Source organism: Vibrio sp. R12-SG2-ISO1 (assembly GCF_059834045.1).
This window is the reverse complement of sequence record NZ_JCBDGO010000021.1, coordinates 303,407-328,689: the sequence shown is the minus strand read 5'-3', so window position 1 is coordinate 328,689 and position 25,283 is coordinate 303,407. Positions and strand designations below refer to the sequence as shown.

18 protein-coding genes are annotated in these 25,283 nt (G+C 50.3%); 11 read left to right on the top strand and 7 right to left on the bottom strand.

Going from position 1 to position 25,283, the window contains the following annotated elements; genetic code table 11:
* Nucleotides 1-122: 122 nt before the first annotated feature.
* Nucleotides 123-2,141 (top strand): elongation factor G, encoded by a 2,019-nt coding sequence (fusA, locus tag AC6R10_RS16300; protein ID WP_500672906.1) that lies wholly within the window; start codon nt 123-125, stop codon nt 2,139-2,141.
* A 118-nt stretch (nt 2,142-2,259) separates the two neighbouring features.
* On the opposite strand, the gene AC6R10_RS16295 is transcribed toward fusA, so the two are convergent.
* Nucleotides 2,260-2,964: a TetR/AcrR family transcriptional regulator gene (locus AC6R10_RS16295; RefSeq protein WP_334551977.1), complete on the bottom strand. Its 705-nt coding sequence runs from the start codon at nt 2,962-2,964 to the stop codon at nt 2,260-2,262.
* Between the two features lie 184 nt (nt 2,965-3,148).
* Here AC6R10_RS16295 and AC6R10_RS16290 point away from each other — a divergent pair, with 184 nt between their 5' ends.
* From AC6R10_RS16290 to AC6R10_RS16275, 4 genes are all read left to right on the top strand, one after another.
* A complete protein-coding gene (locus AC6R10_RS16290) occupies nt 3,149-4,225 on the top strand; it encodes an efflux RND transporter periplasmic adaptor subunit (RefSeq protein ID WP_500672905.1) in 1,077 nt (358 codons plus the stop codon).
* On the top strand, nt 4,225-5,280 hold the full coding sequence (locus AC6R10_RS16285) for an efflux RND transporter periplasmic adaptor subunit (RefSeq protein WP_500672904.1): 1,056 nt from the start codon (nt 4,225-4,227) through the stop codon (nt 5,278-5,280). The genes AC6R10_RS16290 and AC6R10_RS16285 overlap by 1 nt, the downstream gene beginning before the upstream one ends.
* Entirely contained in the window at nt 5,277-8,336 is a 3,060-nt protein-coding gene (locus AC6R10_RS16280; protein WP_500672903.1) for an efflux RND transporter permease subunit, read from the top strand. The genes AC6R10_RS16285 and AC6R10_RS16280 overlap by 4 nt, the downstream gene beginning before the upstream one ends.
* Nucleotides 8,337-8,505: 169 nt before the next feature.
* On the top strand, nt 8,506-9,210 hold the full coding sequence (locus AC6R10_RS16275; protein ID WP_500632993.1) for an aspartate/glutamate racemase family protein: 705 nt from the start codon (nt 8,506-8,508) through the stop codon (nt 9,208-9,210).
* Nucleotides 9,211-9,268: 58 nt separating this feature from the next.
* Here AC6R10_RS16275 and AC6R10_RS16270 read toward each other — a convergent pair whose 3' ends face one another.
* Both AC6R10_RS16270 and AC6R10_RS16265 read right to left on the bottom strand, forming a co-directional pair.
* Nucleotides 9,269-11,011, bottom strand: a complete 1,743-nt coding sequence (locus AC6R10_RS16270; protein WP_500672943.1) for a choice-of-anchor I family protein — start codon at nt 11,009-11,011, stop codon at nt 9,269-9,271.
* A gap of 191 nt (nt 11,012-11,202) precedes the next feature.
* A complete protein-coding gene (locus AC6R10_RS16265) occupies nt 11,203-11,388 on the bottom strand; it encodes a hypothetical protein (RefSeq protein WP_500627255.1) in 186 nt (61 codons plus the stop codon).
* 256 nt (nt 11,389-11,644) lie between these two features.
* Here AC6R10_RS16265 and AC6R10_RS16260 point away from each other — a divergent pair, with 256 nt between their 5' ends.
* A complete protein-coding gene (locus tag AC6R10_RS16260; protein ID WP_500672902.1) occupies nt 11,645-14,443 on the top strand; it encodes an EAL domain-containing protein in 2,799 nt (932 codons plus the stop codon).
* Between the two features lie 82 nt (nt 14,444-14,525).
* On the opposite strand, the gene AC6R10_RS16255 is transcribed toward AC6R10_RS16260, so the two are convergent.
* The 4 genes from AC6R10_RS16255 to AC6R10_RS16240 form a co-directional block, all read right to left on the bottom strand.
* Nucleotides 14,526-15,902, bottom strand: a complete 1,377-nt coding sequence (locus tag AC6R10_RS16255; RefSeq protein WP_500672901.1) for a nucleobase:cation symporter-2 family protein — start codon at nt 15,900-15,902, stop codon at nt 14,526-14,528.
* A 225-nt stretch (nt 15,903-16,127) separates the two neighbouring features.
* Nucleotides 16,128-17,057 carry an allantoinase PuuE gene (puuE, locus tag AC6R10_RS16250; protein ID WP_500672900.1) on the bottom strand — a complete coding sequence of 310 codons (930 nt, stop codon included), beginning with the start codon at nt 17,055-17,057 and terminating at the stop codon, nt 16,128-16,130.
* Between the two features lie 18 nt (nt 17,058-17,075).
* Nucleotides 17,076-17,807, bottom strand: a complete 732-nt coding sequence (locus AC6R10_RS16245; RefSeq protein WP_500672899.1) for an aspartate/glutamate racemase family protein — start codon at nt 17,805-17,807, stop codon at nt 17,076-17,078.
* A 9-nt stretch (nt 17,808-17,816) separates the two neighbouring features.
* The gene (locus AC6R10_RS16240; RefSeq protein WP_500672898.1) at nt 17,817-18,491 is read right to left on the bottom strand and encodes a GntR family transcriptional regulator; all 675 of its coding nucleotides are present in this window, start codon (nt 18,489-18,491) and stop codon (nt 17,817-17,819) included.
* Between the two features lie 274 nt (nt 18,492-18,765).
* Between AC6R10_RS16240 and AC6R10_RS16235 the strand changes: the two genes are divergently transcribed.
* Genes AC6R10_RS16235 through AC6R10_RS16215 form a run of 5 tightly spaced genes read left to right on the top strand, consistent with a single transcriptional unit; the run spans nt 18,766 to nt 25,275 of the window.
* Complete coding sequence (locus AC6R10_RS16235) at nt 18,766-20,211, top strand: NCS1 family nucleobase:cation symporter-1 (protein WP_500629463.1); 1,446 nt, start codon at nt 18,766-18,768, stop codon at nt 20,209-20,211.
* Between the two features lie 26 nt (nt 20,212-20,237).
* Nucleotides 20,238-21,236, top strand: coding sequence for a bile acid:sodium symporter family protein (locus AC6R10_RS16230; RefSeq protein WP_500672897.1), 999 nt, complete (start codon nt 20,238-20,240; stop codon nt 21,234-21,236).
* Between the two features lie 34 nt (nt 21,237-21,270).
* Nucleotides 21,271-22,494: an amidase gene (locus tag AC6R10_RS16225; RefSeq protein WP_500672896.1), complete on the top strand. Its 1,224-nt coding sequence runs from the start codon at nt 21,271-21,273 to the stop codon at nt 22,492-22,494.
* On the top strand, nt 22,457-24,025 hold the full coding sequence (locus AC6R10_RS16220) for a gamma-glutamyltransferase family protein (RefSeq protein WP_500672895.1): 1,569 nt from the start codon (nt 22,457-22,459) through the stop codon (nt 24,023-24,025). Before AC6R10_RS16225 ends, AC6R10_RS16220 begins: the two co-directional genes overlap by 38 nt.
* Nucleotides 24,025-25,275: a pyridoxal-phosphate-dependent aminotransferase family protein gene (locus AC6R10_RS16215; protein WP_500672894.1), complete on the top strand. Its 1,251-nt coding sequence runs from the start codon at nt 24,025-24,027 to the stop codon at nt 25,273-25,275. Before AC6R10_RS16220 ends, AC6R10_RS16215 begins: the two co-directional genes overlap by 1 nt.
* Nucleotides 25,276-25,283: the final 8 nt, after the last annotated feature.

Here is a 25,283-nt window from a genome sequence, read left to right as displayed (position 1 = left end):
CCTATGCAGAGCGTTATTCGAAAACTCACATGGAAGACGATTCGGCGGTAATCCCGCCCACACTCCCACGCCGATGACCCCACTCTAGGGGATATGACCACGTACAGAAGCTAGGAGGCGTTATGCCACTTAATAAGATACGCAATATTGCATTTGTCGGTCAGGCAGGTAGCGGTAAAACCACGCTGATCGAAAAACTGCTCTTCACCTGCGATGCCACCACACATCTTGGCAGCGTTGAAAAAGGCGATACTGTCACTGATTTCGACGCTCAATCGATCCAATATCAACACAGCATTGAAGCGACCCCTGTTACCCTCAGTTGGCAGCAGCACAGACTCAATATTATCGACACCCCAGGACAAGCAGAGCTGCTTGGGCGCACATTCAGTGTCTACCCTGCGGTTGAAACCACGGCGCTAGTGATTGACCCGCAGATGCCCATCAACCAAACCGCTGACCGTCTCTACGCCTTTGCTAAGGCGCAGAAAAAATGTCAGATGATCATCATCAACAAGCTGGATAATCATGGTGATAGGCTTGAGCAAGTGATGGAGATGATAATCGAACATTTCGGTGATTACTGTTTGCCGATTAACCTGCCTTCCCGTGATGGTAAGACAGTCGTCGATTGCTATTTTGAGCCCAACTATGAACAATCAACACTGCTTACCGATGTCGAAGCGGCGCACGAAACCTTGATTGATCAAGTGATCGAAGTCGATGAAGAGCTGATGGAACTCTACCTTGAGCAAGGTTCAGAGTTGACGGCGGGTCAACTGCATGACCCTTTTGAAGAGGCATTGCGCACCGGGCACGTTATCCCGATCTGTTTTGTTTCTGCCCAAACCGGAGCTGGTGTGGAATTGCTGCTGCGCACGCTCAGTGAAATTATGCCCATGCCAAACGAAGGTAACCCGCCGCTGCTCGTCAAACAAGGTAAACAAGTGCGCGTCGATTGTGAGACCTTGTCGCACAGCGTGGCACACGTCTACAAAGTGAGCGTTGACCCTTATATGGGCAAACTGGCCTATTTACGAGTGTTCCAAGGTGAAATTAATGCCGGGAGCCAACTCTTTATAGGCGATGGTAATAAACCGTTCAAAGTTGGGCATCTCTATCAGTTGCAAGGCAAAGAGCGGCGCGAGATTTCAAAAGCGTTAGCAGGGGATTTCTGCGTGCTCGCGAAAGTCGATGAGCTGGAGTTTGATGCGATTGTTCATGACTCTCATGATGAAGATGGCGTGAGCCTAAAAACGCTCGATTTCCCTGACTCTATGTACTCATTGTGCCTCAAACCGACCAAGCGTGGCGACGAGCAAAAACTGGGTGACATACTGAGCAAAATCGCCAGTGAAGATCCCTCTCTGCGGATTGAGCACCGCGCCCGCACCAATGAGACCATCATCAGTGGTCAAGGCGAGTTCCACCTTAAAGTTGCGCTGGAGAAAATGGAGAGCGTCTACAAGCTGCAAGTGGAAACCAGTCAACCTAGCGTTGAGTACTTTGAAACCATCACCAAGCCAGCGCAAGGCCATTACCGCCACAAAAAACAGAGCGGCGGCGCGGGGCAATTTGGTGAAGTGAGTTTGTCGGTTAGACCGCTGCCGCGCGGCGCAGGCTTTACCTTTGTCAATAAAGTGGTTGGCGGCGCGATTCCTACCTCGTTGATCCCTGCGGTTGAAAAGGGTATCCGTCAAGCGCTAGAAGAGGGTGCGATTTCAGGCAATCCTATTCGTGATATCGAAGTGACTGTGCACGATGGCAAATATCACTCGGTGGACTCCAAAGAGATCGCGTTTGTCATCGCAGGGAAAAAGGCGTTTCTTGATGCGGTTAATCAAGCGGATCCGATTGTGCTTGAGCCTATCGTCCAGATGGAGTTGCAAATTCCTACTCAAAACGTCGGCGATGTGTCGGGCGACCTGTCGGGTAATCGCGGTTTGATAGAGGGGACGGTGCCAATTGACGGTAACTTCACGCGCTTGCAAGCCAAGTCACCGGTTAATGAGCTGCAAGATTACGCGCGCCGTCTACGCGCCCTCACCGGAGGCGAAGGCAGCTTTAGCATGACGCTCAGCCACTACGAGCCAGCGCCGGTTCAAGTGCAGCAGCAGGTATGCCAATCGTCGAACGCCTAAATGGGTGGAGTTCAAGTTGAAACGAGCGCCAACCTGAGTTGGCGCTTTTTTTGATTCTGAAGTTTTGGTTCTGAAGTGAATGCGGTTACCGACAAGCCCTTGGGTTGGCTAGGCGTGATTACTCACACGGCACATCGAAAATCAGCGCTTCCACGCTGGTGGGGTGGAGGATGTCTTGTGGATCCACATGGAACTTACGCGACATCATGGTATTAAACATGCGCCAGTGATTGAGTAGACACTGCTGATAATCACTGGTTTCATCTGCCCAAGTTTCTTTCATAAATGGGGTCAGGCTAGCGGCACCGTGGGCAAACATCATCATCAGCCACTTCATTTCCCAAATCTTAATAGGTGCCTCAGGGTGCGCTTGGTTGTACTCGGTTTCGAGCGATTTGACGATGTTCTCAATTTCACCACTGTTATCGATAAAGTAATCAAACAGCGCATCTTCTTGGCGCACGGCGTCTGCGATCAGTTGTATCGGTTGCTTGAAGTGCAACATATTGGCCAACAAGTGGACCGCAAAACGATAGAGCTGCACATTCGGCGGTGCCCCTTCGGGCATGTTGTCCAAGATGGCACGCATGTACTTTTCCATGTAACGGTGAAGGCCGTCGCTGATGGCGTACCAAATTTGTTCTTTGCTGCCGAAATGATGGCGGATCAGGCTATGAGACACGCCGGCTTTTTCACTGATATTACGGAGCGAAACGCGTTCGTACCCCAGCTCGCAAAACAGCTCAGTGGCGATGTTCATGATTTCACATTTGGTTTGCTCAGCGTCTTGTGCGCTGCGTCTACCTTGTTTTCTTTCTGTCATCGTTTTCTTTCATACATCTGCAACAGTGCAGTTTTACCAGATCTTAGTGCAACTTTCATTAAGCGGCGTGACAAACCGCGACACTATAACAAATTTTATATTGTACGTATGGAAAATAAATATTGATCCCGCCAATAAAACTCATATACTGCACGAGTGTGTAATAAATCGTAATGTGATAACAATGGATACATCGATACAGTCTATGCCTACCTTGGCAAAGCTCGCGCTTGTCGCTGCGGTGAGTTCGTGGATAGCTGGGTGCAATCCCGCTAATTCAGAGGTCACCAACCCCGTGGTCAAACCCGTCAAACTGTTGGAAGTGCCTGATTTGGACAAAAAGCGTTTTGACTCGTTTATTGCCAATATTGATGCCACTGACCGCGCAGAGTTGTCCTTTCAAGTGGCCGGTGAAATTGACACCTTGGCAGTACGCATGGGCAGTGAAGTGAAAAAAGGTCAGGTATTGGCCGAGCTTGATGACACCGATTACCAATTGGCCTACGACGCGAAACTGGCCCAATACCAGTTGGCGAAAACCGCTTACTTGCGCGCCAAACAATTGCACGAGAAGAAGCTCATCAGTGTGGATACGTTTGATCAAAGTGAGACAGAATACAAAGCCGCTTCCGCCGCCCTAGAGCAGGCAAAGACAGATCTTGAATACACGAAGATCGTTGCCCCTTTTGATGGGGTGGTGTCCCTCACGTTCAGCAGAGAGAATCAAGTGGTTGCGGCGAACCAAGTGGTCCTCAATGTCATCAATAACGATGTGCTGGATGTGGTGTTCACCATTCCTGTGAGCTACGCCGAGCGCTTTGGTTTGTCTCATATTGGTTCGTCTGACTTTGCGTTGGTGATGGATAGTCATCGTGACGTGATGATTCCTGCCCAATTCAAAGAGATTTCGACCGAGCCAGACAGCGACACCAACAGTTACCGCGCAAGCCTGACATTCACTCGCCCTGAAACGCTTAATTTGCTGCCGGGGATGACGGGTCAGGTGAAACTGCACAACGCGCAGTTGCAAGGTCAGTTTGCTATTGATGACAGTGCCTGGGTGAGCCGCGATCAGCATCATGGTGAGTTATATCGTTTTGATGACCAAACCCAAACGCTGGAAATCGTGCAAGTGATGGTGGATGCGCAAGGCCATATTACCTCGGGTCTTAACCAAGGAGACTTGATTGTGCAAGCCGGAGTGGAACGCTTGATGCCCGGTCAACAAGTCAAAGCATGGACCAAAGAGGGAGGCATCTGATGAAGTTTTCTCATCTTTCATTGTTGGTGATGGCGGCCAGTCTGACGGCAGCATGCACGCCAGACAATGCGCATCGTCCCCGCCATGAGCTGTTGGTAGAGACATACGAAGTGAACCACTCCGTCGAGAGTCAATTTCGCACTTTCAATGGCCAAGTGATGCCCGCAGAACTGACACCACTCTCTTTTCGTTTAGATGGCGAAATCAGTGCCATGTTGGTGAAAGAGGGTGACAGTGTCACTAAAGGTCAGGTGGTTGCGCTGCTCGATGATTCGAAAGCGAAGCAAGCCTTGATTGATGCTCAAGTTCGCTACGAATTGGCGCTTAAACAGCAAAAACGGGGTGAGAACCTGCGCCAAGAGAACATGATTTCGAGCGCGGAGCTTGATCAATTGAGCGCCAACTTACAATTGGCGCAGGCAAACTTGGGCTTGGCAAAGGCACAAATGCACTATACACGCTTGAAAGCGCCGTTTGATGGTGTGATTGCGTCGGTTGAGAAGAAGAAATTTGAAAATGCCACACCGGGCGAGTCTGTGGTGTCACTGTATCAGTCGGATAATGTCTACGTGAAAATCGAAGTGTCCGATTCTGTGCTCGCCATGCTAAATCCGACCGTGAACGCTAAGCAATATCAACCTGTCGCGACCTTTTCTGGATTAAGTGGCAGTTATCCGATGCGTTATCTTGAGCACACCAGTGAGCTCCACCCGCAAACACAAACTTACCAATTATGGCTGAGCATGCCCGCGTTGGATCAGCGGTTACTTCCGGGCACCAGCGCCAAAATTTCCGTCGATTTGGTCAAAGCGGGTTTGAGTCAAATCAACGCGTACCAAGTACCGATGACGGCCATTGATGCCGGGCGCGATCAGCAAGCCTTTTATGTCTGGAAACTTGAAGATGGCAAGGCGCATCGCTACGCCATCAATGTGGACCAAATTACAGGACAAGGCGCGCTGGTGGCCAGTGGTATTAAGCAAGGCGATGTATTAATCAACTCCAACCTACGCAAATTACGAGAAGGCATGGACATTTCAGGAGCGCAGCTGTGAGTATTGCCGAATATTCAATCAAGAACAAAGTGATCAGTTGGTTGTTCCTGATCATTTTAGCCGTGGGTGGCTACACCTCTTTCATGGATTTAGGCCGCTTGGAAGACCCGGCTTTTACTATTAAAGACGCCATGATTATCTCCACCTATCCGGGCGCGACCTCACAAGAAGTCGAAGAGGAGCTGACGTATCCGCTGGAGAAAGAGATTCGTCAACTGCCGTATATCGATAAAATCACCTCGACCTCGTCCAATGGCATGTCACAAATCACCGTGAGCATGGAAATGGAATACGGACCGGATGAATTACCGCAAATCTGGGATGAAATGCGTCGCAAGATCAATGATTTAAAACCCAATCTGCCCAGTGGCGTCACTTCTGTTCAGATCATTGATGATTTTGGTGATGTCTACGGCGTCATGTTGATGTTGACCGGTCAGGATTACGACTACATCGAACTGAAACGTTACGCCGATTATTTACGTCGCGAACTGGAGTTGGTGCCTGGGGTGGGCAAAGTCGCGATCAGTGGTGATCAGCAAGAGCAACTGTTTGTTGAGATCTCTTTGGAGCGATTGGCGGCATTGAATCTTGATTTGAACTCCGTGGTGAGCTTGCTCGATCAGCAAAACAGCGTGCAATCGGCGGGTGAAATCATGGTCAATGGTCAAGTGCTGACCATTCGACCGAACGGTTCATTGACTTCTGAGCAAGAACTGCAAGATTTGATCATTCATGGCCGAGATACGGGGAATCTGATTCGTCTCAAGGATGTCGCGACCATCAGTCGTGGCATTGAGGAGAAACCGACCAATGTGCTGACCTTCAATGGTGAACCAGCGATCAACCTAGCCATCTCTTTTGGCGCGGGCGTCAATGTTGTCGAAGTAGGCAAAGCCTTGCAGGCGGAGTTGTCAGCGCTTGAAAGCATCAAACCTGCGGGTGTGGATATCCAGTATTTCTACAATCAAGCGGCGGAAGTAGAAAAGTCCGTCGATGACTTTATTGTCAGCTTAGGCCAAGCCGTGGCGATTGTGATCGTGGTACTGCTGTTTGCGATGGGGCTGCGTAGCGGGTTGATTATTGGCGCTGTGCTGCTGCTGACCGTGCTCGGCACCTTCATTATGATGAAGCAAAATGACGTCGAGTTGCACCGAATTTCGCTAGGGGCGCTGATCATTGCGCTCGGTATGCTGGTGGACAACGCTATCGTGGTGGTTGAGGGGATTTTGGTCGGTCTCAAGCGCGGTAAATCTAAGCTTGAGGCGGCCACCGACATTGTCAAACAAACCCAGTGGCCATTGCTTGGTGCGACGGTCATTGCGATTACCGCGTTTGCTCCGATTGGATTGTCCGAAGATGCAACCGGCGAGTTTATGGGTTCTCTATTTTGGGTACTCTGCTATTCGCTGTTCTTAAGTTGGGTGACGGCCTTGACCCTCACGCCATTCTTGGCTGACTTGCTGCTCAAAGAAGCGCCGCAAAATGAAGACAAGGACGCAGACCCATACCAAGGGATATTGTTTGCTATCTTTGGTGCGAGCCTTAAATTCGCCCTGCGTTTTCGTTGGTTGACTGTCGCCAGTATGATTGGTCTGTTGGTGGTCGCGGTCGGAGGCTTTGGCCTGGTTAAACAGCAGTTTTTCCCACCGTCCAACACGCCGATGTTTTACGTCGATATGTGGATGCCGGAAGGCACCGACATTCGTGAAACCTTGCAAGAGACGCAGAAAGTTGAGCAGTTTATTCGCTCAAAAGAGAACGTCGAGTTTGTCTCGACCACGACGGGTCAAGGCTTGCAACGTTTCGCGTTGACCTACCAGCCTGAGAAAAGCTATGAAGCGTATTCTCAGCTGCAAGTGCGCACCCACGATCGCGAGTCGATGTTCACCTTGTTGGAAGAGTTAGATCAGACTCTGGCAGTGAGTTTCAACAAGCCGACATTCCAGTTCAAGCTGATGGAATTTGGCCCATCGCCGGCGTCAAAAATTGAAGCGCGTATTACCGGCCCAGATCCTCAAGTATTGCGTGATATTGCGCTGCAAGTGGAAGACGTACTGCTCCAAGATGAAGGGGCACGAAATGTGCGTCATGATTGGCGTGAACGCTCCAAGCAGTTGGTGCCGCAGTTCAACGAATCGAAGGCGCGCCGATTAGGTATCTCGAAACAAGACCTTTCCGATACGTTGCAAATGGCATTTGGTGGTAAAACCATCGGCCTATTGCGGGATGGCACGCATATGCTGCCGATCTTGGCTCGTTTGCCCGAGCAAGAGCGCATTGACTTTGAATCGCTAGCCAATGTCAAAATATACAGCCCCACGTTGCAAACTTATGTGCCAGTGGAGCAGGTGATTGACGGTGTCGCACTGGATTGGCAAGAGCCGCTCATCCAGCGTCGAGACAGAAAACGCACCTTGACCGTACTCGCCGATCACGATGTGTTGGGTCATGAAACTCCGGCCAGCCTGTTTGCCCGCGTACAACCGAAAGTGGAAGCACTGCCGTTGCCACAGGGCTATGAGATCTCTTGGGGCGGCGAATATGAGTCATCAAAAGATGCCCAGCAGGCACTGTTTGGTTCGTTGCCGATGGGCTACTTATTGATGTTCATCATCACTATGCTGCTGTTTAATTCGCTGCGTAAGCCATTGGTGATCTGGTTTACCGTGCCGCTTTCGATTATCGGGGTGTCGATTGGCTTACTGGCGACGGATATGCCGTTCAGTTTCACCGCGTTTCTTGGGTTACTGAGTTTGAGTGGCATGATTTTGAAAAACGGCATTGTGTTGCTCGACCAAATCAACATAGAACTGTCAGCAGGCAAAGATCCTTATCAAGCGGTGTTTGACAGTGCCATTTCCCGTGTGCGCCCGGTCAGTATGGCGGCATTAACCACCATTCTTGGCATGATTCCACTGGTGTTTGACGCCTTCTTTGGCTCAATGGCTATCACCATTATGGCAGGGCTTGGCTTTGCGACGGTACTCACGTTAATTGTAGTACCGGTACTTTTTGCCCTCTTATATCGAATTAAACCATCCACTGCCGGATAGTGAACCATACCTTGATTCGATAGTTAGGCAGCCCGGGGTTAAGCCGGGCTTTTTTACGCACTTAGAATGGGTTGGCCTGGCATTCGGCCAACCCAACGGGTGCTTGCGAGCGATCTATGCCTGCTATAGAGTGGGCTTAGAGCATGATTTGAATTCACAAGGACAGAGTATGAAAACCATAGGCGTGATTGGCGGCATGAGTTGGGAGTCAACGGCAACCTACTACGCGCAGATCAACCAGGGAGTGAAAGCCGCACTTGGTGGTTTGCACTCCGCAAAAGTGATTATCCACAGTGTCGACTTTGCACAAATTGAAGCGTTGCAACATCAAGGTGAGTGGGAGGCAACGGGGGGGATATTGGCGCAGGCAGCGCAATCGCTCGAACGTGCTGGCGCCGATTTTTTCATCATAGCGACCAACACGATGCACAAAGTGGCGGAGCAGGTTGAGCGCGCCGTGTCGATTCCTCTCTTACACATTGCCGATGCAACGGGGCGTGCACTTCAGGCGCAAGGTATCGAAAAAGTGGGGCTGCTTGGCACCGCATTTACGATGGAACAAGCGTTTTACAAACAAAGGTTAACGGATAAATTTGGTATTGAGGTGGTGGTGCCCAACGGCGTGCAGCGCCGATTGGTACATGACGTGATTTATCAAGAGCTCTGCTTGGGAACGCTCAATCCACGCTCGAAAAACGATTATCACACCATTATTGATGAGTTAGCGGCAGCCGGCGCACAAGGGGTGATTCTGGGCTGCACCGAAATAGGATTGTTGGTCAAACAGCAAGACACCTCAGTGGCTTTATTCGACACCGTCGCCATTCACGCGGCAGAAGCGGTGGCAATGGCGCTTGAGGAAGGCTCGCTTTAGACAGCGAATTCTTGAGGCTAAGTAGGCCGCCTGTTACGACGGCCTCAATTGAGCAGAGTTACAAATCAATGTGAAAAATCGAGGTTGTGCCGCTGACTTCATTGCCGACCGCGATAAAGTGCTCGCCAGCTCGAGTGAAATAATGAATCGACTCAGGGCCTAAATCACCGGCTTTAGGGTTGTAGGTCTCGTTGTCACATTCTCCCTCATCGACTTTGGTGCAGACAGGTTGGTTAAAATCACGCGGGTTCACATAGTGAAGGAACATCGCATCGCTAGGGTCCGTGACGTCATACACCATGATACCGCCTTGACGTTCTAAGCCAATAAACGCGTAGTGACGGTCGTTAATCTGAGCCACTTCGATCGCTTCAGGTTCGACGCCCTTATCATCACTGCGGTCGTCTGCACTATCGTTGTTGTCATTGGTGCTGTTGAAGTGCTCCGGCTGCGTGACGAAGACAATCTGTGCAAATTGATCGCCACTATCGTAAACGCGTTCGCCTTGCTCATTCCAAATAGAAAACGATCGCGCGCCAAACGCCTCGACAACCTCATCTTTCTGTAACGTCTTGCCTGGGTCGATCACCTTTAATCGTGCGAGCTGCTGATTATCTTTTAACGCGAGAGTCAGTGGATGATCGTCACTCACCTTGAGTTTTTTGCCTCGTAATTCATCGCTATACGCGATACAAAAATCGACTTTTGAACCATAATCAGCGGTGCCAGAGTAATCGTCGCCATCCCATTGGTAGCCCTTGGTATCGCATTGCTGTTGAGTGCTATCGAAACCATACTCGCGGCCATCCCCTTCGTTCGCGGTAACGATATAGCTGATGCCATCGACTGAATAGGTGGCAATGGAGTCGGGCATATAAAGGCCAACCAGCTGTGGGTAGGATTGAAAATGACCGAGCCTTTTATCTTTGTTTGAAGCATCAAGAGTGGCAGTAGACCAGGATTTGCCGCCCAGTCCATAAATGGCCTCAACTCGGCCTGTCGTCACATCAATTTTCGCGAGGGCGTTGTTCTCTTGCATAGCCACAAATAGCTGACCTTTGTCATCAAAGGCAAGGTATTCCGGCTCGAGATCTTGGGCCACGCTGGCACCCGGAGCGGAGAGTCGCACATCGCTATCCAATTCGTCGTGACGGACGGCACCTTCATTGAAATCGGTAAAGCCAATTTGCGTGACAATCGCATTTTGATAACCCGTTGAAAGGTCGATGAGGGTGACACTGCCTTCTGGATCGACGCTGTAATCGCTGTTGGGTTCTCCCTCGTTGGCGGCCGCAATGTATCGACCGTCTTTGGAAAAACTCACCATATCTGGCAGCGCGCCAGCAGGGTAGGTGGTCAGCAGCTCAAAGGTATCACCGCGGTAGAGTGCGATGATGCCCGCTTCTTGCTTGATGCTGTTTTCAATCGCGACCGCGACCCACCCCTGATGCGTTGAGACACTATTGGCCGCGCCAATCTCAATGCCTGCGTGTGTCGCCGCCCGCTGAAGATCGAGTTGCGTCTTCAAACTGGGTGCATGGTCGTGACTAAGCGTGAGTACGTCGACTTTCTTGGCCTGTGCGTTAACAACAAATAGTTGGTCAGTGCAGGCATCGTATTTGACGATTTCAGCGGCCGAGGTGGCAAACGGCGCATTGGCCACGTATCGACCCACAAGCGTTAAACCTGCAATAGAAGTCTCACTTTGCGAAGGTGCGACAGTTGCTTTACAACTCAGTGCTGGGACAAGTGCACGACTTTGTTCTGTCGGTGATGAGCAAGCGGAAAGGGCGGTCAACATGCCAGTGATTGCCAATGTACGAAAAGCAAAAGGCGCGGTATGAGATTGAAAAGACAAAGTAAATCCTCCTTGATGAATGTGGGCCTAGTCTAAGGAGGATTTATGAACAAAACGTGTCGCTTTTATCTCATCAATGTGACAGAAAAGTTGACTTAAACGGCTAAACCAAAGAGTGAGAGGACTTCTAAAAACTAACTTTGTTGTTGAGTAATTAAGTGCACAAGCTCATCTTCGGTAGAGGGTGTTTTTGCAAGCTCCAGCTCGCATTCTGCGCCCCCCTTAAGCATGTAGACTCGAGTCGTGCAGTGATCGTGGTGAAACCAACGACCGTCGACACAAACGTCTGTATAGCAGCGAGGATCTTTTTTGAGTTCCATATGTTTCGTCCCTGTTTGGTTGTTGTTACAATTTTCAACCTAACTTGGATTTTCTACAGAAAAAATGACCTGGCTCAAGCTTAGGGGAAATGTGGCAGACTCGCGCCACTTGCGTTGCGAAAATGAAGGTTATAGGCTATTCATTTATTGAGGAAATCGCATAAATTGCGTAGATTCATTGCAAAAATGAAACACGCTAAACATTAAATGCTGAGTGACGGATGATAAAGGACAACGCGCAAAACTGGAGTAATGGATGAATCTAGGCCTTGGACGCTTTACTTGCTGGTGTGTACTGATGTGCCTAGTGGTCTCACTGAAAAGTTTAGCTAGTGATATAGGCCATGCTCGCATTCTTGTGATCAAATCCTACGATCCCAACTTTCCTACCTACACCGATATCTCCCATGGTTTAACCGAAGTGTTAGATCAAGATTCGGTGCTTCTCGACATCTCCTATATGCACAGTAAACGCTTGTACGATGCTGTGAGTGTTGCCAATTACAAAACGGCACTGTCCTACCAATTTCTCAACAGTCAGAAGTACGACATGGTGATCACGGTGGACGACAACGCGCTGCAATTGGCGCTCTCTGAGCGGGAAGGGCTGTTTCGTGATTTGCCGATTGTGTTTTTGGGTGTCAACAATGTCGAGCTTGCCTTATCTCTCAAAGGAGACAAGCAGGTATCAGGCGTGATTGAAGCTGTGTCATTTGATGAAAATATACAGTTTATTCATGAGGCAATGCCCCACGTGGAGAACATTCATCTGTTAGTGGATGGTACTACCACAGGGCGTGCCGACTTTGAGAAACTGTCTCGCACTATGGCAGACTACCCCAATTTTAATTGGAAGAAACTCGATTTAGCGACGCTTGCTTGGGGTGAATTGATAGAGGACATGGCGTCGATTGATGCACACAACAGTGTGGTCTTGCTGATTTCGGCTTATCGAGACAAGAATAACGTGGCTCTCTCTTTTGAGGAGTCGGTGGATCTTATCACTGATGCTACCACTGCGCCGATCGTCCATCCTTATCAACATGGTATTGGTCAAGGGTTACTGGGTGGATTAGTGGTGGATCACCGCGCTCATGCGGTACTCGCCGGAGAGCTTGCTCACCGATACTTTCATCGCGGCTATTTTATGGAAGAGGACATGGTGGTTCAGCCCCCCACCAAGGCGCTGTTTGATTATGCTCAGCTCAAACGTTTTGGTATTAAAGAGCGCGATTTGCCCTCAGGCAGCCACATATTGGGCAAGCCCGAGCCGCTATTAAGTCGCTACTATGCCGAAGTCATGACGCTGTTTGGTTTGGTATTTATCATCTTAACGACCTTGGCGCTGCTTGCGTGGGTGAAAAAACGCACCGCAGAGCAAGATGAAGACAAATTAAAGTCGATATTGAACAGCTTAGACTCCTACATCTACCTCAAGGATGAGCATGGTAGATATCTGTTTGCGAATAAAAAAATGTGTCAAAACCTCTCTTTGGACGAAGACGAGGTGCTCGGCAAAGACGACTATGACTTATTTGATGAAAACGTCGCAACGCGTATTTCAAGCGTCGATCAGTTAGTGGTCAATTCGAAAAAGCCCTACAGCAGTGAAGAAACCTATTGGCATGAAGATGTCGGCAAGAAGATGATCGTGCATACGCGTAAAGTCCCCTTGATGAATGACAAGGGCGACATCTACGCCATCTGTGGTTCATCCATCGACATCACCCGAAGTAAAACACAAGAGCGCATCATCGAGCAGATTGCTTATCAAGATCCGACCAACGGCTTGGGGAATCGCGTCAAACTCTTTACCTATTTAACGGATGTGATGTCCAAAAGCGAGTTTGTCGGCGGTCAAACTGCGGTTGGCTTTTTTGATATCGATAATTTCCGCTACATCAACGAAACCTATGGCCACACTGCTGGGGATCACTGTATTGACATCGTGTTGGATAAATTGAACCGTCTGGTGGGCGAGTCCGGTCAAGCGCTGCGATTGGGGGGCGATGAATTTTATTTGGTCGTCTATGGCGAGACGCACGCTAGCCAAACCATCCGAGACATTCAGCGCCAGTTGCCAGAAACGGTCAACATTTTAGGCAATACGATACCGCTAAGTGTCAGTGTCGGGATCTCACTCTACCCAGCAGAAGGGGTGACGGAGCCAGAGCAGCTTTTGCGCCGTGCGGAACTGTCCTCCTATGAAGCAAAAATGCGAGGCGGGAACCAAGCGGTATGCCTTGATAATAGTCAGGATCAAAAAGCGTCCGACAATGAGTTTATCACTGAGGTAATCGGCGCGATCCACCACAATGAGTTGGAGCTCTACTTCCAACCCAAAGCCAGCTCTAAGCAGAAGAAAATCGTCGGCGCTGAAGCCCTTATTCGCTGGAATCATCCGGTCAAAGGCTTTTTAACCCCCAATATGTTCTTGCCAGAAGTGCATCGTTTAGGCCTCTTTAAACAGATCGATGATTGGGTGATTGAGCGCGCGATGGAGACGCTAGATGCCTGGTGTGAGGCAGGCTTAGCGCTTAACTTGAGTATCAACCTCAGCCACGAATATTTCAGTCAAACCGACCTGTTTGAGATACTACAAGACAAACTGGCGCGTTACCCAAACATCAAACAAGGTTTGCTTGAAATCGAGATCCTAGAGACGCACGCGCTTGAAGATTTGAATCACGTGTCGAACATGATTAAGAAGTGCCGTTTGTTGGGTATTCGTTTCTCGATAGATGATTTCGGCACTGGCTATTCGTCATTGACCTATTTACAGCGTTTGCCGGTCGATACCCTAAAAGTTGACCAAAGTTTTGTGCGCCACGGGCTACGTGAAGTGGACATCGGTATATTGAAAGGGATTTTGGTGTTTTGTCATGCACTGCACATCACCCCGATTGTTGAAGGGGTCGAGACAGTGCAAGAGTTGGAGCGCTTGAATGAGGTGGGCTTTGATTACATTCAAGGCTATTTGATTTCAAAACCGGTGACAGAGAATGCCTTTATCGCACGAGTAAAAGCGCAACCGGCTAATCTTTCCAGTGCTTAAATGCCACTGCATAAGGTCTTGTATTGGCACAATTAAAAACGCCCGCCTCTAAAAAGAGGCGGGCGTTTGAGTTCAAATGTCGTTAAGCGACCGACTTAGCTTCGGCAGAGGGCGTTGTTTCCACCATTGTCTGAGTGGGCAGGACCAACGTCATAATGATTGCCGCAATACCACTGGTTGTGACGGGAGAGCCAAACACGCTTTGCACCAGTTTAGGCATTTGGCCCAAGATGTCTGGCACGAGCATGACACCGAGACCAAAGCCAAACGAGACGGCCAAAATCATCAAGTTGCGACGATCCAATTTCTCGCGCGCGATGATTTTAATCCCAGCCGCCGCCACCGTGCCAAACATGACCAGCGTCGCGCCGCCAATGACAGGTTTCGGTATGGTGGTTAACACGCCCCCAATGATGGGGAATAGACCCAGCACTACCAAAATGAGCGCTACAAAGTAACCCACGTAACGACTGGCGATACCCGTTAAGTGAATGACGCTATTGTTTTGGCTAAAGGTGGTGTTCGGGAAGGTGTTGAAAATCGCCGCCAGCATGGAGTTGACCCCATCCCCGAGAATCCCTGCTTTAATGCGCTTCAAATAGCCTTCACCGGAGACCGGTTGTTTGGTGATCATGCAGTTGGCGGTAATGTCACCTGTCGATTCTATCGCGGTAATCGCGTAGATAACGGCGACGGGAATAAATGCATACCAATCGAAATCGAAGCCGTATTTGAACGGTTGAGGGATGCTGAATAGCGGCTGATTAAAGGCATTGTCGAAATTGACCGTACCCATCGATGCAGCGGCAAGATAACCGACCACCATGCCCACCAATATGGACGATAAACGCACCATCAGGTTTTTTGAACGGTTAAGCGCAATGATAGTGACAAGAACCAGTGCACCGAGTACTAAGTTGTGCCAATCGCCAAAGTTGGGCGCTTTGACGCCACCGGCTAAATCCGTCATGCCGACTTTAATCAATGAGATGCCGATAGTGGTGACGACGATCCCTGTGACCACAGGAGTAATGATACGTTGCAGTTTGTCGATGAACTGAGATAACACAATTTCAATAAACGCACCGACAAAACAGACACCGAAGATCATCGCGAGAATCTCTTCTGGGCCACCCCCTTGAGATTTAGCAATGAACCCGGCCGCGAGTACGGAGCTAAGAAACGCAAAGCTGGTCCCTTGGACACAGATCATGCCAGCGCCAATCGGTCCGATACGGCGAGCCTGAATAAAGGTACCGACACCCGAAACAATCAGCGCCATACTAATGAGATAGGGAATATGCTGGCCAAGGCCGAGCACGCCACCAATGATAAGCGTTGGAGTAATAATACCGACGAAACTCGCCAGAACGTGTTGCAGACCTGCATAGAGCGCTTGACCCGTTGCGGGTCGATCTTCCAGTGCATAAATCAGGTCACTGTTTTCCTTGTGAGACATGTTGACTTCCTTGTATACAATATTGTTGACATTGTATTGATCAAGTTAGCAACCATTGTGCCATTCATAAACCGGATCGATAAGTTAATAAATACAGTGATTTATGTAAGAGTGGTCAGTCAACGAAGTCGCTAAGTTGCATAGACTTGGTGCAGTTGACCCGTTTTGGGGGCTGAGAAAGAAAAAACCGCCGGGTAGGAAGGCACCGCAGCGGCAAAACAGAAACTAGGTTGGCGGATGATGTTCTATCCAGTGACGGGCGATTTGCTCTCGCGTGGCGATCCACACATCCGAATGGGATTGCACGTAGTCGAGGAACTTTTTCAGTGCCATAAAGCGACTAGGTTTGCCTATGATGCGACAATGCAGGCCAATTGACATCATTTTCGGTTTGCTTTGCCCTTCTTGATAGAGGCAATCGAAGTTGTCCTTGAGGTATTGAAAAAACTCTTCCCCATGACTGAATCCATAAGGGGAGGCAAATCGCATGTCATTGGTATCCAGCGTGTACGGCACAATCAGATGAGGCCGCGTCTGTCCGGGTTTTTGTGCATCAGGTACTTGCGTCCAAAACGGCAGGTCATCCCCATAATAGTCAGAATCATAGAGGACGTGGTCGTGCTCGGCCACGAGAGCGCGCGTATTGGGGGAGTCACGTCCTGTGTACCAACCGATCGGTTTTTTTCCTGTGAGCGTCTCAATGATTTGGAGCGCTTGCACCATATCCTCACGCTCTTTCTCAATCGGTGCGTCTTGATAGTGAATCCATTTCAAGCCGTGACAGGCAATTTCATGGCCATCGTCGAGTAAGGCCTTGGCCACAGCTGGGTTTCTTTGCAAGGCTGTCGCGACGGCAAAGGCGGTGAGAGGAAGACCTCGCGCTTTGAACTCATCGAGAATTCGCCACACGCCGACCCGAGAGCCGTATTCGTACAAGGATTCCATACTCATGTGTCTATCAGGGTAAGCGCTCGCGCCAGCGATTTCGGACAAGAAGGTTTCCGAATGTGCGTCGCCATGCAATACGCAGTTCTCGCCGCCTTCTTCGTAGTTCAAGACGAATTGCAGCGCAATCTTTGCCCCATTTGGCCACTTAGCATCAGGGACGTTATCGCGTCCATAGCCTGTATAATTTCTTGGATTATCCATATCCATTTGTATCCCTTAAGTTTTTTATTGACTCCAGTGCTGATAGCGGCCGTGAAAGGCTTTCCCTATCGGCGCGCCATAATGACCGCACTTGGCCGTGTTAAGTTGTAAGCTGTACAAAGACTCCGCAAGCTTGACCGCGGCAGTGACGCCATCAATCACTGGAACTTGGAGATCTTGACTCAGTTCCGCCGCAAGATCTGACATGCCCGCACAGCCTAATACGATGGCTTCAGCCCCATCTTGCGAAAGCGCTTGACGGCACTCTTGGCGCAACTGTTCATACAGCGAGGTATGCACCGATTCCAAGGCAAGCACGGGAATGTCGGTTGCGCGCACACCGGTACAGAGATGCGCATAGCCGTAGCGCTGCAACAGATGGTGGGCGGTGGGGACGGTGCGAGAGAGGGTGGTGACCACACCAAATCGATGCGAGACCAAACTGGCGATTTGAAAAGCTGCACCGGCGATGCCGATGACAGGCGCTTGCGCTATTTCGCGCGCAGCATCAAGCGCGGGATCGCCAAAGCACGCAATGATATGCGCATCGACGCCTTTTTTCTCCCCGTCAGTGATGAGATCGAGTAAGGCCGCAGAGGCGATGGTTTCATCCAACGCACATTCAATGCTTTCAGGGCCGTGCTCAGGACAGCGAGCGAGGATGTCGCTGGAGGGTAGCGCGACAGTCAAAGCCGATTGGGCAATTTTATCTGTCATGGTAACGCTGGTGTTTGGGTTAATCAGTTGGATTTTCATAGCACACCTTTACGAGTCCATGTTGGCAAACAGCTGAGTAAAATCAACGTGGGCATCTTTTTTACCTGTTAATGAAATCGACCGTTTAATATGGATCAAATGGTGTCGCATCCACTGCTGCGCCTTGTCGACTTGATGGGTGTCGAGCAAATCAATCAGCTCAAGATGATCGCCACAATCACAACTCACGCTCTCTCTAGTGCCGTAGGCGGCGATAACCAAGGATGAGCGATAGCACAACTGCTCGATAAACTCAGCCAAGACCGAGTTGTTGCCCATATGAGCAAGCTCATAATGAAACTTCGCCGTCAATTGAATGGAACGGGCTAAATCGCCGTCTTGTTCGGCTTGCTTCTCTTGCGCCACCATATCGCGAAAACGTTGCGACACTTTGAGATCCCAATTGTCCGAAATCTCAGCGAGCAACAGAGGCTCTAATGTAATGCGGCTATCCAAGACTTCTTCGGCCTCTTGACGACTCGGACGACTGACCTGTGCGCCTTTATTCGGCTGAATCACGACAAAACGTTCAATCGCGAGGCGCTGTAGCACTTTGCGTATCCCGGTACGGCTCACCCCAAACGCTTCCGATAACTTGTCTTCGGGCAAACGCTCACCGGGCGGAAGCTGATGCTCAACAATGGCTTTGAGCATCTTTTGATAAATCTTTTCGTCGTTCGACATGATGACTCTCTATCTGTTTGTATACAATTATACCTAGCAACATGTATACCATGTTTGAGGGGGTAAAACGTCGCGTAATCACGCATTCTGAGATGTTTTGCTGAATTATCGGAGCCTTTAACGCACTCTTATGAGGCAGGTGTGCGAGAAATTGGTGCGAAGAATGCTTACTTCTACTGATTACTTAGCGTTCAGCTCCCATAGAGAGGGGGTCAACAACTTGGCACAGTCTTTGTATTTAGGATTGTATACAATATCAAACAAGGAAGTGACCATGATGGAAAAGGATTTACCGATTAGTTCACGTCTGGCCAACGATGATCTGTTACCAGACAGAGAACAAAAGTGGGGCTGGTACAGCATCTTTGCGTTTTGGATGTCAGATGTTCACAGCGTGGGCGGCTATGTTTTTGCAGCAAGTTTATTTGCACTTGGACTCAATGGTATTCAAGTGTTTATCAGTTTGCTTGTTGGCATCTCTATTGTATTGGTGTTTGCCAACCTGATGGGCAAACCAGGGCAAAAAGCGGGAGTCCCATTTCCCGTAGTGGCGAGAATGTCATTTGGTGTGTTTGGCGCGAATATTCCTGCGGTAATACGAGGATTGATCGCGGTGGTCTGGTACGGTATTCAAACCTTTTTGGCGTCCAGTTCGTTCATCATTCTACTGCTTTACTTTGTGCCTTCGATGGAAGCGCTCGCAGAACCCAGTTTCTTGGGGCTCTCGTATTTGGGCTGGATAGGATTTACGGCCATGTGGATCATTCAGGGCATCGTCTTTATGTTCGGTATGGATATGATCCGCAAAGTGATCGATTGGTCTGGCCCTGCTATCTATATCGCCATGTTTGCGCTTTGCCTCTACATGATCGATTTAGCCGGGTGGGAGAACATCCAATTCAATTTGAGTTCGCAAAAACTGGAAGGTTTGGATGCCATCATGACGATGATCGTCGCATCCGCGTTGGTCGCGGGATACTTTGCTGGTCCTACGCTCAATTTCAGTGATTTTTCTCGTTACTGTGGCAGTTATAAACAGCTCAAGTTCGGTAATTTACTCGGACTACCTGTGAACTTTTTACTCTTTTCAATTTTCAGCGTAGTGATCGTTTCTGCATCGATTCCTGTGTTTGGTGAGATGATCACCGACCCGGTTGAGACAGTAAAACGACTAGACTCAGGACTTATTACGGTGCTTGGTGCGCTGACCTTTATTTTTGCAACGGTCGGCATCAATATCGTCGCAAACTTTGTCGCACCGGCGTTTGACTTCTCCAATGTGTCTCCACAAAAAATCAGTTTTAAGGCGGGCGGATTTATTGCTGCGTTCGGTTCCGTATTGTTGACTCCGTGGAACCTATTTAATAACCCAGAGGTGATTCACTACACGGTGGACGTGTTAGCCGCGATGATTGGCCCTCTCTACGGCATAATCGTTGTGGATTACTACTTTGTGAAAAAGGGTAAGATTGATGTACCGTCACTCTATACCGAATCACCCAAAGGTCTGTACTGGTATCAAAATGGTGTCAACATGCGCAGTGTTTATGCACTTGGTATTGCCAGTGTGTGCGCTATAGTGGCGACTTTTATCATTCCTCAACTGGCCAACTATGCGTTGTTTATTGGTGGTGGAGTGTCAGCGTTGGCTTATCGCTATTTAATGTCCGCAGCGTCTTTCAATATCGTCGCAGCACGAGCATTAAAGAGTAAAGCGTAATTTTAGAGAAGAACCTGAGTAACAAAATGAATCTATTAGCAAAACTTAAGAAAGAGTGGTTTTTGGTCGGCATGGTGGTCGCGATAGCGCTTGCGACGATCACGGCAGATATTGGACGCTCCGGGGGGCCGATTCACTTGGACCAATTGACGGCGGTGGGGGTTGCCATTGTCTTCTTTCTTCATGGTCTAGGGTTATCGCCACAAGCGATTAAAGCGGGGTTGACCAATTGGCGTCTGCACATTTACATCCAGGTGGCGACGTTTGTTGCCTACCCAATTTTATGGGTAGTGTTTGGCGATCTCTTTATCGCAACCATGCCTGCGGCTCTGGCTTTTGGGTTTTGTTATCTCTTGGTTCTACCGAGCACCATCTCGTCATCGGTTGCGATGACGAGTGTCGGTAAGGGAAACGTGCCGGGGGCGATCTTTAACGCGTCGCTATCGAGCATTATTGGTGTGGTGATCACCCCAGCTTTGATTCAGCTCTTTATGGGCTTTGAAGGGGGGTCACTCAATCTGCTCGACTCCGTGTTGTCGATTGCTAAGTTACTTTTGGTTCCGATGATTTTAGGCCAGCTCCTTCGTCCTTACCTACTGGCTTGGACGGAGAAACACAAAGCGGTGGTCAATAAAGTCGACAAGTATGTGATTCTTTTGATCGTTTACAACGCCTTTTGTGATTCTGTTATTAACGGTATCTGGAGTGAGTTCTCTGCGGGGTTGCTGTTGACGGCGATTGCGCTGTGTGTGGTGATTTTGTTGGTGATGGTCCACTCCATTCAGTGGGGAGCAAGAAAAGCCGGTTTCGATCTTCCTGATGAAGTGGCGGCGGTATTCTGTGGCACCAAAAAGACATTAGCGGCCGGGATCCCGATGGCGAAAGTCATTTTTGGAACCGACCCAACGCTCGGTATGTTGCTACTGCCGATCATGTTGTATCACCCAATCCAGATTTTCTATTGCGCCGTGCTGGCTAACCGTTACGCCAAGCAGAGCGAAGGGGTAAAAGCCGCCGCGCTTTAAGCGCGCTAATCGGTGCAACCATTAAGGAAAGATGATGAGTAAGGATACTCGAATTTATTGCGCGCAAGGGCCACACTCTTTGGCGCCGACAAAAGAAGGCCGACTGAGTGGCACTCGGTTTGTCTTTAAAGATCTGTTTGATGTAAAAGGCTACCGAACGGGGGCAGGCAATCCACAGTGGTTAGCCACTCATGATGTTGCTAGCCAGACATCGCCGCTCATTACCACTTTGCTTGAGAGTGGTGCAGAGTGTGTTGGGCGAGTACAGACCGATGAGCTGGCGTACAGCTTAAACGGTCAAAATATCTATTACGGCACGCCAGTGAACCCCAAAGCGCCTGACGCGATTCCAGGTGGTTCATCGAGCGGCAGTGCGGTGGTGGTAGCAAGTGGCGATTGCGATTTTTCAATCGGTACGGATACAGGTGGTTCAGTACGTGTCCCGGCCAGTTATTGTGGGCTGTATGGGTTGAGGCCGACGCATGGTGCGTTGAGCCTTCAACATTGCTTTGAACTGGCGGCTCGCTTTGACACTGCCGGTATTTTCACCAGAGATTTGGCGATGATGGAGCGAGTGTGGACGAGTTTGTCGACTGACCACGGTGCAGCACCTCACCAACGGTCCTTCTATCTTGATGAGCAGTGCCGTGCTCTTATGAGTGCCGATCACACCGAGCAGTTAACGCGCCTCAAAGCATCGGGTGTAAAGATTCAACAAGGTGACTATCTTGCGCGTGCGGGATGGACGCTCGATCAGTTAAGTCACCTGTTTCGTACCCTGCAAGGTTTCGAGATCATTCGCCAACACGGTGAGTGGTTAGCACGCTATGGGGAGAGCTTGGATCCAGCGATTGCAACGCGCGTCGAGTGGGCAAGAACCTTGACCAAGTCAGAGTATACAGTGGCTTGTGATGAGCAACAGCGATTCAAACAGGCATTAGTGCAGCATATGGAAGACCATGCGTTATGGTGGCTACTGCCTACCACGCCCGCCGAAGCGCCGAAACTGACCATGCCAGCTAATGAATTGGCCGTTTATCGCACCCAGCTTATGGGTCTCACGAGTCTTGCTGGGCTCTCTGGCTTACCGCAATTGCACCTCCCTAACGCCGCAGCAGCGATGCCGTGCGGACTCTCGTTTCTTGGTAGTGCGCACAGTGAACGTGCCCTTATCCAGACTGCCATGCAACTCAACCTAGACACGAGCCAAGGAGTGGCCGATGAAGCATCAAACCGCGTTTACCGCCCCACATCATAAAGCAGCCGAAGTTGGCCAAGCGATTTTAGACGCCGGTGGCACGGCTAGCGAAGCGATGGTCGCTGCCGCTGCGATGATCTCAGTGCAATACCCCCATATGAATAGCATCGGAGGGGATGGATTTTGGTTGATTGCGAAACAAGGCCAAGCCCCAGTCGCGATTGATGGTAGCGGCGATGCGGCGGCGCAGGTGGATGTCAACGCCTACCGATCTCTGGGTGATGAACTGCCCGATCATGGCGCGCTTTCGGCCATCACGATGGCGGGCACGGTCGCAGGTTGGCAAGCAGCGCTTGAGTATGATCATGGCAATATGACACTGGATAGATTACTTACCCCCGCGATCGATGCCGCGCGCGAGGGGATCACCGCGACGCAGAGCTTGGTCAATGCCAGTGAAAAAACCTATCAGCGACTGGCTTCGCTAGACGGGTTTGCCGATATTTATCTGAATCAAGGTGAGACGCTCAAGGTCGGCGATCGTATCTGCAATTCGGCGCTTGCTAATACTCTATCGATGCTGGCAGACAAAGGACTAGAGGATTTCTATCGCGGAGATTTGGCGCAGTCGATGGCCGATGATCTAGCCGCGATGGGTAGTCCAATCCGTCTTGAAGATTTTCATCAATTTCGCGCTAAAGTGATGCAGCCACTGCATGTCACGACCTCCAAAGGCACACTGTATAACTTTGGTGCACCGACCCAAGGGGTGGCGTCACTGCTGATTTTGGCTATCTACGATCGTTTAGCGGTCAACGCTCAGACCGAAGTGGAGCACATTCACTGCCTTGTTGAAGCGACTAAACAAGCGTTTTTGATTCGTGATCGAGAGGTATGTGATGAGGCGTCATCGCGCGAGCCTTTGCAGCATTGGCTCAGCGACGACGAGGTGGCTAAGTGTACCGCTGCTGTGAATCCTAACCGCGCCCTAGCTTGGCCTCACCAAGCCAAACCCGGCGATACGATCTGGATGGGGGCCAGTGATCAATACGGCACCATGGTCAGCTTTATTCAAAGCATTTACTGGGAGTTTGGGTCTGGTGTTGTGCTGCCAAAGACCGGAGTGTTATGGAATATCCGCTCCAAGAGTTTTTCTCTGGATGTGCAGCATCACAATGTATTGGCACCCAACAAGAAGCCTTTCCATACCCTCAACCCTGCTTATGCTGAGCTCAGTGATGGCCGCAGAATGAGCTACGGCACAATGGGCGGTGAAGGTCAGCCCCAAACGCAAGCGTGCCTATTTAGCCGCTACCACTATCAATCTTATCCCTTGGATAAGGCGATCTCAGAGCCTCGCTGGCTATTGGGGCGCACGTGGGGCGATGCGACACACAACTTACGCTTAGAGCGCGCACTTGACCAACGCAGCGGCGCTGAGTTGGTGGCGCTCGGTCACGACGTTACCACCGTTGACGATAATAACGAGCTGATGGGCCATGCTGGCGCCATTGTGCTGGATGAACAAGGAAGAGCCATCGCCAGTAGCGATCCGCGTAGCGATGGCCGCAGTTTTGTAGGAGAACAATAATGTCACAGGCCAACGAGCTATTTGAAACACTTAACCCACCGCAACGCCTTTTGATGGGGCCGGGGCCAATCAACGCCTATCCTCGCGTGCATCAGGCCATCGCTCAGTCACTGATTGGTCAGTATGACCCTGTGATGACCGGTTACATGAACCAAGTACAGTCACTCTATCGCGGCGTTTTTCACACCCAAAACCCGCAGACGATGCTGGTGGATGGCACTGCGCGCGCGGGGATTGAAGCGGTGCTGGTGTCGGTGTTAAAACCGGGCGACAAAGTGCTGATCCCCGTTATTGGCCGCTTTGGTCACTTATTGTGCGAAATTGCTACTCGGGTTGGCGCTGTGGTGAAAACCATCGATGTTGAGTGGGGTGAAGTGTGCGCGCCAGAGCAAATTAAACAGGCGATCAAAACCTTTCAGCCCAAATTGCTCGCCACTGTTCAAGGAGACACCTCCACGACCATGAACCAACCGTTGGCTGAGATGGGCGAGCTGTGTCAGCGCTATGGTGTGCTGTTCTATTGTGATGCCACTGCGTCGATTGCCGGTAATGAATTGTATGTCGATGACTGGCATCTCGATGCGGTGTCAGCAGGGCTGCAGAAATGTTTAGGCGGGCCTTCGGGCTCAGCGCCGATTACGCTGAGCGAGCGCTGCGCTGCGCTAATCAACAGTCGTAAACACGTCGAAGCGGGCATTCGTGCCGCTCACCACGTTGATGGTGAAGAAGCACCAATTCAATCGAACTACTTTGATTTAGCCATGGTGATGGATTATTGGGGGCCAGAGCGCCTTAACCATCATACCGAAGCGACCAGCATGCTTTATGCCGCACGCGAGTGTGCAAGGCTGTTCCTTGAAGAAGGCCCAGAGCAGGTCATCGCGCGTCACAAGCAAGCGGGAGACGCGATGGCATCGGGGCTTCGCGCGATGGGGCTAGAGCTATTTGGCAATCAAAACTACAAAATGAACAACGTGGTCGGTGTGGCCATACCGAGCGTTAAAAAAGCGGCGGGTACGGTCGATGGCGATGCGGTGCGTCTTGAGCTGCTTCACCGGTTTGGTATCGAGATTGGTACCTCGTTTGGACCACTGCATGGCAAGATCTGGCGCATCGGTACTATGGGGTTCAACGCGAGACAAGAGTGCGTATTGACCACCTTGGCGGCACTAGAAGCGGTGCTGATCAAACACCAAGCGGACATCATTCCCGGTCAGGCAGTTCTGGCGGCTATGGCGCATTATCAATAAGGAGCAGC

Coding starts and splice junctions, on each gene's coding strand:
- fusA (WP_500672906.1), top strand. CDS start 123: ATGCCACTTAATAAGATACGCAATATTGCATTTGTCGGTCAGGCAGGT.
- AC6R10_RS16295 (WP_334551977.1), bottom strand. CDS start 2,964: ATGACAGAAAGAAAACAAGGTAGACGCAGCGCACAAGACGCTGAGCAA.
- AC6R10_RS16290 (WP_500672905.1), top strand. CDS start 3,149: ATGGATACATCGATACAGTCTATGCCTACCTTGGCAAAGCTCGCGCTT.
- AC6R10_RS16285 (WP_500672904.1), top strand. CDS start 4,225: ATGAAGTTTTCTCATCTTTCATTGTTGGTGATGGCGGCCAGTCTGACG.
- AC6R10_RS16275 (WP_500632993.1), top strand. CDS start 8,506: ATGAAAACCATAGGCGTGATTGGCGGCATGAGTTGGGAGTCAACGGCA.
- AC6R10_RS16270 (WP_500672943.1), bottom strand. CDS start 11,011: ATGTTGACCGCCCTTTCCGCTTGCTCATCACCGACAGAACAAAGTCGT.
- AC6R10_RS16265 (WP_500627255.1), bottom strand. CDS start 11,388: ATGGAACTCAAAAAAGATCCTCGCTGCTATACAGACGTTTGTGTCGAC.
- AC6R10_RS16260 (WP_500672902.1), top strand. CDS start 11,645: ATGAATCTAGGCCTTGGACGCTTTACTTGCTGGTGTGTACTGATGTGC.
- AC6R10_RS16255 (WP_500672901.1), bottom strand. CDS start 15,902: ATGTCTCACAAGGAAAACAGTGACCTGATTTATGCACTGGAAGATCGA.
- puuE (WP_500672900.1), bottom strand. CDS start 17,057: ATGGATATGGATAATCCAAGAAATTATACAGGCTATGGACGCGATAAC.
- AC6R10_RS16245 (WP_500672899.1), bottom strand. CDS start 17,807: ATGAAAATCCAACTGATTAACCCAAACACCAGCGTTACCATGACAGAT.
- AC6R10_RS16240 (WP_500672898.1), bottom strand. CDS start 18,491: ATGTCGAACGACGAAAAGATTTATCAAAAGATGCTCAAAGCCATTGTT.
- AC6R10_RS16235 (WP_500629463.1), top strand. CDS start 18,766: ATGATGGAAAAGGATTTACCGATTAGTTCACGTCTGGCCAACGATGAT.
- AC6R10_RS16230 (WP_500672897.1), top strand. CDS start 20,238: ATGAATCTATTAGCAAAACTTAAGAAAGAGTGGTTTTTGGTCGGCATG.
- AC6R10_RS16225 (WP_500672896.1), top strand. CDS start 21,271: ATGAGTAAGGATACTCGAATTTATTGCGCGCAAGGGCCACACTCTTTG.
- AC6R10_RS16220 (WP_500672895.1), top strand. CDS start 22,457: ATGAAGCATCAAACCGCGTTTACCGCCCCACATCATAAAGCAGCCGAA.
- AC6R10_RS16215 (WP_500672894.1), top strand. CDS start 24,025: ATGTCACAGGCCAACGAGCTATTTGAAACACTTAACCCACCGCAACGC.